Raw genomic sequence first — 13,065 nt, 5'->3', positions numbered from 1 at the left:
TCGATGAATATTTACTTCGGTAGTTTGAAAGGATCTCATGAGCCTCAACTCTGTTGCCATCGTCACTGGCGCAAGCCAGGGAATCGGTCGCGCCACCGCATCGCGACTGGCGCGCGATTTTTCAGCCGTTGTACTCGTGGCCAGAAATAAGGATGAATTGCAAAAGACTTCAGAATCCGTGACTGCCGCGGGTGCTGAATCATTGATCTATGCACTTGACCTGCGCGAGCCTGCGTCGACAGAGACCGTCGTCACGGGGACGCTTGAGCGTTTCGGCAGAATCGACGCTCTCCTCAATATTGCCGGGGCAGTTCCCCAAATTGATTTGTTCGAGATGACGGATGTGCAGTGGGAAGATGGTCTGGCGCTCAAGCTTCACGGTGCGCGTCGCTTAACCGTCCGAGCTTGGGATGCATTGAAGGCTTCGAACGGATCTGTAGTTTTGATCTCGGGGAGTGCCGCTCTCGATCCGAAACCCGGCTTTGCGGCGGTGGCCTCCATTAATGCGGCAATCATCGCGCTGGCAAAGGCGTTCGCGGAGCAAGGCATCAAGGATGGAGTGCAGGTCAACAGCGTGGTGCCGGGTGCTGTGATGACCGGACGGAGAAAATCTTTCTTTGAAAAATGGGCGCCTGCACACAATCTCACGGTGGAAGAGGCAATGAAGAAGTTCCCTGAAGAGACCGGCATCGCTCGTTTTGGCAAGGCAGAAGAGATTGCTGACCTCATGGCCTACATGGTGTCGCCAGCGGCGAAGTGGATGACAGGAACATCTGTTCGCATGGATGGCGGCGAGGTCAAAGCCGTCTGATTGAAATCTACAGTCCCTGTCTTTGTATATGCAACAGTTTTCGTCTAGTGGAATTGGCCTACCTTCAGTTCGAATGCGATACTCTGACTCAGGCTGCAGTTGACGAGTCATTGCACCGAACCCGACGGGTCGCAAGAATGCGTTCCCTCATTGCATCCGGACTGTTTTTCACTGCGATGCTCCTATCGTTCGAGTTGCCTCGGTTGGGCTTTGGTTTAGTGGTGTTGCACGGTACTCCTCTATTTGCAACCGGAACCTCCTAGGTCCGGACGGTGGGATACGAATGAAGTTACCCAAGAGCAAGATAAATTTTGGCACAGAGCCTACAACGGAGAACACAGATATGGATCTTCAAGAGCAACCGGAGGTTTACGACCTCCTCATCCTCGGTAGCGGTGCAGGCTCGAAACTGTTGGCTTGGACCTTCGCAGGGAGAGGCCAGCGCGTTGCAGTGGTGGAACGCAAGTATATCGGCGGGGCCTGCCCAAATATCGCATGTCTTCCCAGTAAGAATGTCATTCATACGGCCCAAATCGCGCACTTTGTTCGGCATAGTGAGGAGTTCGGAGTTAGTATCGACAACTTCCGCATAAGTATGTCTGCTGTGAGAGATCGCAAACGCGGAATGGTGCAGGGCTTGGTAGACACACATCTTGCTCTCTACAAGCAAAGCGGAGCGGAACTGATCATGGCATCGGGCAGCTTTGTGGGACCAAAGATGCTTGAGGCAGCACTGCCGGACGGAACGAAGCGATTGCTTACTGGTAAGAATGTAGTGATTGGTACAGGAACGCACGCTTTCATCGAAGATATCCCTGGCCTTGCATCGGCACAGCCGTTGACTCACGTCGAGGCTCTGGAACTCGACGTCATACCTGAACACCTGATCGTTCTCGGAGCCGGCTATGTCGGGTTGGAGTTCGCACAGGCGATGCGCCGATTCGGTAGCAAAGTCACGATTCTAGACCGCAATTATCGCGTCATTCACGGCGAGGATGATGATATCACCGAAGGCTTGCAGAGCCTCTTCGAAGAGGAAGGCATCGAACTGATTCTGAATGCGAGGATTAGAAATATCTCCGGAGTATCGGGACAGTCGGTGCGCGTCGCTTTCGAGCAGGGCGGAGTGGAGAGTTCGCTGGAGGGGACACACCTCTTGGTCGCATCTGGACGTGTGCCGAACACGAAAGATATTGGGTTGGAACTCGCCGGAGTGGAACTGACGGAGAAGGGATATATCAAAGTAAATGAACGGCTAGAGACCACCGCTCCGGGAGTGTGGGCAGTGGGAGAGGTTGCAGGTAGTCCACAATTCACGCACATCAGCGAGGATGACTTCCGTGTGGTTCGTGACAACATACTCGGCGGAGACCGGGTGACTACCGGCAGACAGGTACCCTTCTGCCTTTTCACGGATCCCGAATTTGCGCGCGTCGGAATGAGTGAGAAGGAGGCGAAGGATAAGGGTATTGCCTATCGCCTATTCAAGGTCCCGATGGAGGCCGTGCTACGGGCGCGCAGCCTTATGGAGACGCGCGGGTTCATAAAGTGTCTGGTGGAGCGTGACAGCGACAACATCCTCGGCTTCGCGGCATTCGGGGTTGGTGCGGGTGAGATTATGGCGTGTGTGCAGATCGCCATGCTTGGCGGAATGCCCTACACCGCGCTCCGAGAGGCGGTCCTCGCACATCCTACGATTCCTGAGGGACTTATCTCTCTATTCTCGAGTGCCGCATCTTAACAAGTCGCCAAGACTTTATACTCTCGTGAATGCATCGCAAAGGTACTTATACTGAAAATAGTTAATATTTCCCTCGAACCTCCAAGCCGAGGCGCCTATGCCAAAACTGATGTCCGTCAATGTAGGTCTTCCACGCGAAGTTGAATGGCAAGGAAAGCGGGTACGTACCGCAATTTGGAAGTACTCCGTACCTCACCGAGTTGTCGCGCGCCGATTGAACCTGGATGGTGATGGGCAGGCGGATCTTCAGGGTCATGGTGGTGAACAACGTGCCGTGATGGTCTATCAGTTAGAAGCCTATCGCTACTGGGCACACCAACTTGGCCGATCTGATTTTGAGTACGGACAGTTTGGAGAGAACTTCACCGTCGAAGGTCTCGCGGATGACGAAGTTTGTATTGGAGACCGATACAGAATCGGCGGCTCAGTCTTCGAGGTCACGCAGCCCCGTGTAACCTGCTATCGACTCGGAATCCGAATGAATAATCCGCAGATGCCGGCTTTGGTTGTCTCGCACCGAAGGCCAGGTTTTTACTTCCGTGTGATTGAGGAGGGGGAGGTTGGCGCAGGAGACGAAATTCTTAAGATCGAGGATGGACCAGGAAAGATCACGGTTGCGGAAATGGATTCTCTACTATACCTCCCGAACCACAATCCTGACCGCATCGCGATCGCAGTGCGCATTCCTGCGCTGAGTCCAGGATGGAAAGACTCATTGGAAGAGTTGCTCAAGGCGGATGAGAGGGGAGAGCACAACGGAAATGCCGGACTCACATCGTCTATTTCATCTCCACCTGCATGGGCTGGTTTCCGGGCTCTGAGGGTCGCGGAGGTACATCGGGAGACAGGCGAGGTGACTTCACTCGTATTCGAGCTTGCGGACAAGTCTCCGCTTCCGCCTGCGCTTCCTGGCCAGTATCTGGTGCTGCAGATCTCCCCTGACGAAGCTTCTAGACCTATCCTGCGCAATTATTCTATTTCGGGGGCTTCTAGCGCTGGCACCTATCGCATCAGCGTAAAGCGTGAGAGTGGCCCGGGTAGCCGGTTTCTTGCGGACACATCGAAGATCGGCGACGTGTTCGAGAGTAGCGCTCCACGCGGAAACTTCGTATTGCGAACTGGCGCGGGACCGGTCGTACTGTTGAGCGCTGGAATTGGCGTCACTCCAGTTCTTTCGATGCTGAATGCTCTTGCATCTAGTAGCTCCGAATTTCCTCGGAAAGTATGGTGGATTCACGGTGCGCGCTGCACCGAGGAGCATGTCTTTGCAGAAGAAGCCCGGCAACTTCTTGGCGAGATCCCAGGAAGTCGCTCGGTAATAGCGTACAGCCAACCACATCCGACTGAGCGACTCGGCACAGACTTCGACATCCTGGGACACCTGGACCTAGCACGCATAAGAGAGCTTGGCGTTCCCGTAGATGCCGACTTCTATGTTTGCGGACCTACGGGATTTCTAGAGGATATGGTTCGCTGTTTGACTTCTCTGGGCGTTCCCCAGGATAAGGTACATCTGGAGGTCTTCGGGCCTGGGATAACGAATACGATGTCCAAGCCTCCACACCCTCCAGATAGCGCCCCCGGAAGTGGACCACTCGTATCATTCACTCGCAGCGGTTTGGTTGTGCCATGGGACAACAAGTTTAAGAGTTTGTTGGAGCTGGCCGAGGCGTGCGACGTTCCAGTGAAATGGTCTTGTCGTACAGGAGTTTGCCATTTGTGCGAATGCGGAATCTTGCAAGGCAGTCTTCGCTACGCACCGGACCCTTTGGAACCGCCCGGCATGGGCCAAGCCCTCATCTGTTGCTCGACGCCGGAATCCGTGGTTGATTTAGATCTGTAATCGATAGCTTTGTAAGTCTAATAAAGGATTAGTTTCGCAACTGGATAATCTACTCGACGCGTAAGCCACGGAGCTAACGAGGGCGGGTTATTCGTCCTAATCAAACTTAGCCCTCCCAAAGAAGGTTCCTTGAACGTGGATGGGGCGGCTTTAGCTCAATGCCTCAAAGCCCCCATTTGCCCAGGTGTAATATGCAGCGTTGTGTCTCCGTCACCACTCTTCCTTTCTCGGCGACTCCAGCCGAGGCCTTAGCTACCCACTGGAAGGAGTACTTGATGGAGGCCGTTGAACTGTGCGTACTCATGGTCTCCATCTGTCTCTCTGGAACGCTTATCTACAGTGATGTATTGCCTCTATCGACATTGTCTGATTTGGGTAAGGCCTTGCTGATGGGAACTGCCGTAGGTGGCACAACAGTACTCATCATTCGTTCTCCATTTGGACGTCGAACCGGGGCACACTTCAACCCTGCCCTCACTCTCACCTATTTCTTTCTCGGTCGCATTCACCCGTTGGACACCATCTTCTACATCTTGTCCCAATTCGTGGGCGCCATGGTAGGGGTATTCACGGCGCATGAAGTTCTCGGAGTACATTTATCAGCACCTCCCGTCTCTTATGTCATAACTATTCCGGGAAGGTATGGGAACGCAGTCGCATTCCTTGCAGAATTTATTTTGTCTGGAGTACTAATGTGGCTCATATTATTCACGACAAACAGAGTGCACCTTATCAACTCGACTCCGTTCTTCGTGGCTCTAATAACTGTTTTCTATTATGGTTTCTGCTCATCGCTATCAGGCTTCAGCGTAAACCCGGCGCGCTCTTTCTCTTCAGCCTTCTTCGCATCAGCTTGGGAGGGAATTTGGATTTACTTCCTTGCGCCTAGCTCAGGCATGCTCACAGCCGCTCTCATTTATGTCCGAGTCAAAGGCAAACGTCAGATCTACTGTGCGAAGGTCTTGCATGATATGAGTTCGCCTTGTCCATTTCGCTGCGAGTTCATGCATCTGATCGATCAAGATCCTATAGATGAGCACTTGTGTGATCGGATTTGAGAGTCTGGGATTGCTCGAAGAGAGGCGCGAAGCAAGAAGATCAGTCCCCGCGTCTCCGAGCAAGACATGGGGACCAGTGGCTGACGCTAGTTGCTTGCGACGGCGGGTAATTGAGCTTTAATCCAGCGGTTGATGCGGGCGTCAAGGACGTCAAGTGGGAGGGCGCCTCCGGAGAGGATCTCGTCATGGAACGTCTTGAGGTCGAATTTGGAACCTAGCTGCCGCTTGGAGCGTTCCCTCAGATCACGGATCTTGAGCTGGCCTAGCTTGTAGCTGCAAGCCTGGCCAGGGCCGGAGATGTAGCGGTCGGTCTCGGCCTGGATTGTGGGTTCGTCGATGGCATGGGAGTTACGCATGTACTCCACGACCTGATCGCGGCTCCAGCCCATGTCGTGAATGCCAGTATCTACCACCAAGCGTACGGCCCGGAAGAGTTCCGAGCGGAGACGGCCGTAGTCGGAGCCTGGGTCCTGATAAAAGCCGATCTCCTTGCCTAGCTCCTCGGCGTAGAGACCCCAGCCTTCGGTGTACGCGGAGTTTCCGCCATGCTTGCGAAACTCAGGCAAGCCGGTGAGGGACTGTTGGATGCTGATTTGGAGATGATGGCCGGGAACGCCCTCATGGTAGGCAACGGCTTCGTCATTGATGTAGCTGCGGTGGGTGGGATCGGAGACAGCGACCGAGACGCGGCCAGGACGTCTACCGTCCGGCGTTCCACCCTGGTAATGGGTAGCGGCGGAGGCCTGGAAAGGTGGGATAGGCTCGACTGTGACGGCGGTCTTGGGCAGGAGGTTGAAGAGTTCAGGTAAGCGCGGCTGCATCTGGGCGATGTACTTGCGGAAGTCTTCGACGATGGCCTCAGCGGAGCCGGCTTGATACTTGGGGTCCTTTTCGATGTGATCGCGGAAGCTCGTGAGGTCGTTGTAGCCGTTGGCCTTGGCGAGTGCGGCCATCTCTCCGGTGATTCGGTCGACCTCCTTGAGGCCGATATTGTGGATCTGGGCGGCAGTAAGGTCAGTAGTGGTAAAGCGGCGGAGAGTGGCCTGGTAGCGACGCTTGCCACCGCCCAGGGAGTTGATGGAGAGCGTAGTGCGTGTGTAGGGGATGTAGTTTTTGGTAACGAAGGCAGCAAACTGCTTGTAAGCAGGGAAGACCTCATTGGTAACGGTGGAGGTGATCTCTTCCGTGAGACGTTTCTTATCGGCGTCTGAAAAGCTGGCTGGGAACTTTTTAAGTGGGAGAAGAAAAGGATTGGCGGCGATTACGCCGTCGGCCTGGCCGGGAATCTTCTCAGCGATGAAGCGGACAGGGACGAGGTGATCGTTCACTCCAGCGCGTAGGACGTCCTCGGTCTGGAGGAAGGCCCTGGGTATTTGGTGGAGGCGAGAAATGTAGTCCTCGTAGTGCTTCACGGAGTCGAATGGCATGGAAAGCGGAAGGTCAGCGAGGTTGGCGTGGATGCCGCCCCCGCCTCCCGATGCGCTGAGGGGCATTTCGAACTCTTTGAGGTCGTAGTCCTCGACGCGCTGTTGGAATTGGCGGAGGAAGAGGTCGTGGGAGATCAGGTCTTGCTCGGGGAAGCCGGTAGGATCGATGGCCTTGATACGGGCCAGGTCGGCGACTTCGCGCTGGTGTCTGGCGGCGGAGGCAGCGAGGGAGTAGTCGCCGAGTTGACCGTTATAGCGATAGTCGCCGACGGCTGTTGCCAAGGTGGGATTCATCTTGAGGTTGGCTTGCCACGAGTCATCAAAGAGGGCGTTCTGGGCGGCCAAGCGAGTGTCTACGGAGAAGGGAGCTTGGCCAGACACGAATTGAGACACGGCTGCCAAGAAGAGAACGGAGGAAGCGAGCAAGTTGGGACGCATGCGGACAAGGGTAGCAGAACAACTGGAACCATGGGCAGAAAAGTCGCCAAAAATAACCAGTCGCGCGTTGACAAGCTTTACAATCCGGTAGCGCTGGTGTCGTCTAAGCTTCCTATCATTTTCAAAGTTAGGCTGAAGCAGCCATAAAAAGGGAGCGCCGATCTGACTCGTAGCGTCGGGCCAGAGCCATCGAATACTTTAATCTCGCATTCATGAATCCTATACGATCCCTCGAGTATCGAATGTACAAATAGGCCGAATTGATTCTTGTAAACCCAAGCTGATTTATGCCTATCGAATCACGTCAATTTATATACAGGAGAAGGTCATGAGCTCACCGATTTGGTTCATCACAGGAGCATCACGAGGGTTGGGACTTGAGATTGCGCGCGCTGCTTTGCAACGCGGGGATAGTGTTGTCGCGGCCGCCCGCGATCCAAAGATTGTCGAACAAGCGTTGGGTACGCACGAGCAACTACTCTCTGTGGAACTGGACGTTACGAGCCAAAAGCAGATAGACGAGTCTGTGGCTTTGGCGCTCTCCCGCTTCGGTCAGATCGATATTCTGGTCAACAATGCTGGCCGTGGCCTTGTAGGCGCAGTCGAAGAGGCATCGGCTGAGGAAGTCCGTTCTGCTTTTGCTGTAAATGTCGAAGGTCTTCTTGCAGTCTCTCGCGCGGTGCTGCCCTCCATGAGAAAACGGCGGTCGGGCCGAGTACTTAATCTAAGTTCGGTGGGTGGATTTTCAGCATGGTCCGGATGGGGCGTGTACTCCGCTACGAAGTTTGCTGTGGAAGGTCTCAGTGAAGCAATGCATGCAGAGTTGCTGCCCTTGGGCATCCATGTGACAGTCATCGAGCCCGGTCCTTTCCGTACCGATTTCCTTAGCGAAAGCTCTTTGGGACGTTCTCAGCAAGTCATCGAAGACTACAGCGCAACGGGAGGTGCGGCTCGCCGGTGGGCAGAGGATTCGCATCTTTCTCAGCCGGGAGATCCGGTGAAGGGAGCGGCGGCGATTCTTGAGATTGCAACTACTCCTGCGCCTCCACTACGGCTGCAACTCGGTGTGGAGTGCGTTCAACAAGTGCAGGATAAGTTGAAGCTTGTTGCCATCGAGTTGGAGAAGTGGAAGGGCTTGGCCGAATCTACAGAGTATGACAACTAACAATGTAGACCGGGGCTCGATCTGCGGGCATCCGAATATTTTCTCTTTAGCTCTTACGTAGACGTTGTGAAACCTTTGGCCCACTTATTACCTGTTACTTGGGAAATAAGTGGGCTAGTTTTTAACTAGACTGCTCATAGAGGGTATGGAAGTTTGATTTCTACCCCTGGACAAAAGATCCACGATTCCGGCGGTCGGAAGTGGCTTGGAGAAAAGATATCCCTGACTGAAGAGACAACCCGCATCTCTCGGAATTTTTTAATTTGTCTTCATTATCAATTCCTTCTGCAATTACTTCGAGTCATAGCGCCCAGTGCAATGGTTGATCGGGTGATGGTTGCTCCCTCTCCTTCTTTCCCAAGGTGACCAACTATTACAACGCCAGCGAATTTATATCCGCGAATCGACTTGAGTTACCTCACAAGGACGAAATATCATCTTCGAGAACCAGTAATATGAAGGAGTTAAATGACTTTCTTTGAGAGCCTCCTTGTACTTCTTCTCGTCGCGATTGCGCTGCTGCAGGTGGCCCGGCGTCTGTCACTGCCATATCCTGCGATGCTTGCCGGAGCAGGTGCCTTGGTTGCACTCATTCCTGGTGCACCAGCGATTTCGATCGAGCCCTCTACTTATTTGGCACTTTTTATCGTTCCGGCCCTTGTAGATGCTGCATATGATTTCCCCCCTGGTGCTACCCGACGCTTTTTGGCCCCCCTCGTGACATATGCCGTGTTTGCCGTCGTGCTAACGACTGGCGTTGTGGCTTGGATCGCTTGGGCTCTTTTAGGCCTGCCTCTCGCTGCCGGCATTGCATTGGGAGCCATTGTGGCTCCGCCTGATGCTGCCGCCGCATCTGCAGTGTTGAGGAAATTCCGCCTCCCTCGGAGGACAGATGCGGTCCTGAAAGGGGAGAGTCTCTTCAATGATGCGACGGCTTTGCTTCTGTTTAGCGGTGCACTGACTGTCCTTGGAGATGGAGGACTCTCTTTGCCCGTAGGTTTACGCATTGTGCTCGCGGCCCCTGGAGGTTTATTGCTGGGAATCCTCTGGGCCTATGTCGTCCGCTATGTGAATCGCCTGGTGAAGGACACACTGGGAGGCAATGTGCTTCAATTTGTGCTTGCCTATCTTATATGGATTGCCGCAGTCCATCTCCGTCTTTCCGCAGTGCTATGCGTGATCGGATTCGCCATGACATTGGCTCGGAAAACTGATCCGGCGGATTTTGATGCTCGAATGCGAGTTCAGTCCTATGCTGTATGGAGTTCTGTGGTCTTTACTCTAAATGTGTTCGCGTTTTTATTGATGGGTATGCAAGCGAGATCGATCGTTATGAGGATGCAGGGAACTCATCTGCGAGAAGCCTTAGGGTTTGCTGGCCTGGTTATCTTGGCGGTTGTATGCACACGTCTGATCGTCGTTCTCGGCTTTACTTACCTGGAATCCAGGTGGGAATCCGCCAATGGCGGGAACATAACAGCTACGGTCGATCAAGCATTTTTCGTAGGCTGGTGCGGCATGAGGGGCTTCGTAACGATGACGACCGCTTTTGCTTTACCCGTCTCATTTCCTCATCGTGACACTGTTGTATTGACAGCCTTTTCGGTTGTCCTTGCAACGCTCGTTTTCCAAGGGCTTACTCTTGCTCCCTTAGTAAGGCTTTTGAAGCTGGATCGAAGCATTGAAGAGACGCGTGAGCTCGCATCTGCCCGCGTCGTTATGGCCAATGTCGGGCTTGCGAGCATCGCAGACCAGCATGGGCCAGAAGCAGAGAATCTGAGGTACCGTCTTTCCGTGAAATTGCAGAGATGCGTCGAAAAAACGAATGTTGTGCCGCTGGACCGACTTCGCGAGTTCGGGTTGACAGCCATAAAGGCAGAGCGCACTGCATTGGAAGATCTTCGTGGCGAAGATAAGATCGGTCCGGCTAATTACCTCGGCTTACAGGAGCAACTGGATTGGAACGAACTCACATTGCTGCGAGACGCAGATCGTCAAATAGAAGAAATTTGAGAATCTTATTTACAAGGCGATTTAGCCTTTAAGCAGAGAACCAAGACAACAGGGTTCTTCAACCTAGATGTCTACACTCAGGCTGCCCGATGCGGAAGAGTCCAGTTCGGCCGGATGAAATGGCAAGTGTAACCATTCGGGTAGCGTTCTAGATAGTCCTGATGCTCGGGTTCCGCCTCCCAAAAAAGGCCAGCAGATTGCACCTCAGTCACTACTTTGCCTGGCCAAATCTCCGAGGCGTCAACGTCAGCGATTGTGTCTTCCGCAGTGCGCTTTTGCTCATCAGTCGAATAAAATATCGCCGAGCGATAGCTAGCTCCGAGATCGTTTCCTTGCCGGTTCAGCGTCGTCGGATCATGAATCTGGAAGAAGAACTCCAATAGCTTCCGATAGCTCAGTCTCTGAGGATCGAAGACTATCTCGAGGGCTTCTGCATGACTTCCATGGTTGCGATAGGTCGCATTTGGGACATCTCCGCCGGTATATCCAACGCGTGTTGAGATCACGCCAGGATAGCGGCGTAACAGATCCTGCATACCCCAGAAGCACCCGCCGGCGAGTACTGCGGTTTCCTGTAATGAACTCATATCGCTATTTCTCCTTCTCAAAAAGTTTCAAATAATCTCCGTAGCCTTCGCTTTCAAGTTCTTCCACCGGAATGAAGCGTAATGATGCGGAGTTGATGCAATATCGCAGGCCGCCGGCATCTTGAGGCCCATCGTCAAATATGTGCCCCAGATGACTGTCGCCGTGGCTTGACCGTACTTCCGTCCGGTTCATGCCGAGAGTGTTGTCAGGCCGCTCCTCTACATTTTCGGCATCGACCGGTTTGGTGAAACTCGGCCAACCGCAGTTGCTGTCAAACTTGTCGAGAGAGGAAAAAAGTGGCTCCCCTGAGACGATATCAACATATAGACCTGGCTCATCGTGTTCCCAATATGCGTTGCTAAATGGGCGTTCTGTTGCATTTTGCTGTGTAACTTGAAATTGCTCAGGAGAAAGGCGGGATATAGCTTCAGGGTCCTTGATGTACTTCGACATGCACCTACCTCGTCTTTTTCGATGAAACCAAAACTATCTATTTGATCCACGAACGAATGAATGGATGCAGTTACGGAAAGTATCAGTGCTTCTTGAGAACTGATCAAGAATTGGCAATTTCCAAAAAAATCAGATGCTATGTGTCCAAAATTGTAATGATCCAAACTGCAACCGGATACGTTTAATTACGTTGATTGCGCAAGGCATCCTTAGCCTGGCGTAATTGTTGATTTGCACCGCGCAACTGAACTGCCTCGGAAGTAAAACTCGCGAGGGCAAGAAGCGTTCGTACCTGATCTTGATCTAGCGTGCGTGGTTTGTAATCGATGACGCAAAGTGATCCTAACGCAAATCCATCCGCGTCGATGACCGGTGCACCGGCATAAAAGCGAAATTTGGGGCCACCAACGACCGCTGGGTTAGCTGCAAATTCCTCGCTTCGCGCCAGATTCTCAACCATAAATACGTCTCTCTGTAAGATAGTTTGATTGCAGAAAGCCCAATCCCTAGGACTCTCTTTCAAGTCCAATCCCTGGTGCGACTTGAACCACTGGCGAGTTGCTGTGAGCATGGTGAATAGAGCAACGGGCATCTTCAAGCTGCGACTAGCCAGCCACGTAAGCCTGTCGAAGGGCTCCTCGGGTTCTGTATCAACCAATCCGGATCTCTCCAATGCTGTAAGGCGTTGATTTTCATTCAGGGCAATCGGAAAAGATGAGCCTCCTGCGATCAAAGACCTTGACTTGGAGGAGGCGTGAAGCACTACGCGAACAGCTTCGGGCAGCTTTTTCGCTGTTTCAACGTGAATGAATCGATCGGAGCTCGCTTGTTCCATAGCTGGCAGCCTTCGCCCGACCAAAATGATTCGCACCGGCGCGAGTGCAACGTTTGAGGCAAGATTTTGCAAAAGTGCTTGTCGTTCCTTGTTTCTCTCCTCCAAATCGAAGACTACGACCGCGGGAAGACGTAGACCGATCGCAAACGATGCCGAATGAACGTCACTATAGGAGCCTATGGAGCATCCACTGACTTCTGAAACAAGCTCTTCGAAACGGTGTAAACGCTCTAAAGAGGCGACGATAATCACGCGAGCAGAGGAGAAAGTCGGAGTGTGATTCGCTATTAGTGCCAAGACATCAGTACGATAGACTCGGCGATGACCACCAGGAGTCTTCCATGATGTTAGCGAGCCCCCTTCAATGAACAGTTGCGCAGTACGTACTGAGACCCCCAGCAATTTCGCTGCCTCCGAAGTTGTCAGAATAGTTTTATCCATAAACGAAATTAGTTTCTGAGCCTCATGAATTTGGAGCTAACTTACTGGTCACTGGTTGAACGTCATCTAGATTTTATAATTGTTATATTTGATAAATTAGATATATTTGATAAGCAAATGGTAGATGAAATCAGTCGACAAAGTAAAGTCGTTCCATTGGTACATCGCTAAAGACTTAGTCTGATCTGTAAAGCCTGTTGATATGGATGCAGAACAACGGTTCTTGATGGGAACTGAAGTATCCAGCTCCTA

General features: G+C 52.8%; 10 protein-coding genes. 6 read left to right on the top strand and 4 right to left on the bottom strand.

Annotation, left to right across the window (positions count from 1 at the left end; all coding sequences use genetic code 11):
* The first annotated feature begins 37 nt into the window (after window positions 1–37).
* The 4 genes from HB393_RS05485 (at window position 38) to HB393_RS05470 (ending at window position 5,453) form a co-directional block, all read left to right on the top strand.
* Window positions 38–811, top strand: a complete 774-nt coding sequence (locus tag HB393_RS05485) for an SDR family oxidoreductase (protein ID WP_213804162.1) — start codon at window positions 38–40, stop codon at window positions 809–811.
* A gap of 343 nt (window positions 812–1,154) precedes the next feature.
* The gene (locus HB393_RS05480; RefSeq protein ID WP_213804161.1) at window positions 1,155–2,552 is read left to right on the top strand and encodes an FAD-dependent oxidoreductase; all 1,398 of its coding nucleotides are present in this window, start codon (window positions 1,155–1,157) and stop codon (window positions 2,550–2,552) included.
* Between the two features lie 97 nt (window positions 2,553–2,649).
* Window positions 2,650–4,395, top strand: a complete 1,746-nt coding sequence (locus tag HB393_RS05475) for an MOSC and FAD-binding oxidoreductase domain-containing protein (protein WP_213804160.1) — start codon at window positions 2,650–2,652, stop codon at window positions 4,393–4,395.
* A 158-nt stretch (window positions 4,396–4,553) separates the two neighbouring features.
* Window positions 4,554–5,453, top strand: a complete 900-nt coding sequence (locus HB393_RS05470) for an aquaporin (RefSeq protein ID WP_345945050.1) — start codon at window positions 4,554–4,556, stop codon at window positions 5,451–5,453.
* A gap of 86 nt (window positions 5,454–5,539) precedes the next feature.
* On the opposite strand, the gene HB393_RS05465 is transcribed toward HB393_RS05470, so the two are convergent.
* On the bottom strand, window positions 5,540–7,225 hold the full coding sequence (locus HB393_RS05465; protein WP_255550834.1) for a DUF885 domain-containing protein: 1,686 nt from the start codon (window positions 7,223–7,225) through the stop codon (window positions 5,540–5,542).
* A 421-nt stretch (window positions 7,226–7,646) separates the two neighbouring features.
* On the opposite strand from HB393_RS05465, the gene HB393_RS05460 reads away from it, so the two are divergent.
* Window positions 7,647–8,483, top strand: a complete 837-nt coding sequence (locus tag HB393_RS05460) for an oxidoreductase (protein ID WP_213804157.1) — start codon at window positions 7,647–7,649, stop codon at window positions 8,481–8,483.
* A gap of 468 nt (window positions 8,484–8,951) precedes the next feature.
* The gene (locus tag HB393_RS05455; protein WP_213804156.1) at window positions 8,952–10,496 is read left to right on the top strand and encodes a cation:proton antiporter; all 1,545 of its coding nucleotides are present in this window, start codon (window positions 8,952–8,954) and stop codon (window positions 10,494–10,496) included.
* A 77-nt stretch (window positions 10,497–10,573) separates the two neighbouring features.
* On the opposite strand, the gene msrA is transcribed toward HB393_RS05455, so the two are convergent.
* From msrA to HB393_RS05440, 3 genes are all read right to left on the bottom strand, one after another.
* The gene (msrA, locus tag HB393_RS05450) at window positions 10,574–11,083 is read right to left on the bottom strand and encodes a peptide-methionine (S)-S-oxide reductase MsrA (protein WP_213804155.1); all 510 of its coding nucleotides are present in this window, start codon (window positions 11,081–11,083) and stop codon (window positions 10,574–10,576) included.
* Window positions 11,084–11,087: 4 nt separating this feature from the next.
* Entirely contained in the window at window positions 11,088–11,537 is a 450-nt protein-coding gene (msrB, locus tag HB393_RS05445; RefSeq protein WP_213804154.1) for a peptide-methionine (R)-S-oxide reductase MsrB, read from the bottom strand.
* A 181-nt stretch (window positions 11,538–11,718) separates the two neighbouring features.
* Window positions 11,719–12,813 carry a GAF domain-containing protein gene (locus HB393_RS05440; protein ID WP_213804153.1) on the bottom strand — a complete coding sequence of 365 codons (1,095 nt, stop codon included), beginning with the start codon at window positions 12,811–12,813 and terminating at the stop codon, window positions 11,719–11,721.
* Window positions 12,814–13,065 lie beyond the last annotated feature (252 nt).

The sequence above is a fragment of the Granulicella sp. dw_53 genome, from assembly GCF_018449545.1.
GTDB lineage: Bacteria > Acidobacteriota > Terriglobia > Terriglobales > Acidobacteriaceae > Edaphobacter.
This window is presented reverse-complemented; position numbering and strand designations above follow the sequence as displayed.

Bases quoted from the DNA above. Each gene is read 5' to 3' on its own strand.
- HB393_RS05485 (WP_213804162.1), top strand. From the start codon at position 38: ATGAGCCTCAACTCTGTTGCCATCGTCACTGGCGCAAGCCAGGGAATC.
- HB393_RS05480 (WP_213804161.1), top strand. From the start codon at position 1,155: ATGGATCTTCAAGAGCAACCGGAGGTTTACGACCTCCTCATCCTCGGT.
- HB393_RS05475 (WP_213804160.1), top strand. From the start codon at position 2,650: ATGCCAAAACTGATGTCCGTCAATGTAGGTCTTCCACGCGAAGTTGAA.
- HB393_RS05470 (WP_345945050.1), top strand. From the start codon at position 4,554: ATGCCTCAAAGCCCCCATTTGCCCAGGTGTAATATGCAGCGTTGTGTC.
- HB393_RS05460 (WP_213804157.1), top strand. From the start codon at position 7,647: ATGAGCTCACCGATTTGGTTCATCACAGGAGCATCACGAGGGTTGGGA.
- HB393_RS05455 (WP_213804156.1), top strand. From the start codon at position 8,952: ATGACTTTCTTTGAGAGCCTCCTTGTACTTCTTCTCGTCGCGATTGCG.
- msrA (WP_213804155.1), bottom strand. From the start codon at position 11,083: ATGAGTTCATTACAGGAAACCGCAGTACTCGCCGGCGGGTGCTTCTGG.
- msrB (WP_213804154.1), bottom strand. From the start codon at position 11,537: ATGTCGAAGTACATCAAGGACCCTGAAGCTATATCCCGCCTTTCTCCT.
- HB393_RS05440 (WP_213804153.1), bottom strand. From the start codon at position 12,813: ATGGATAAAACTATTCTGACAACTTCGGAGGCAGCGAAATTGCTGGGG.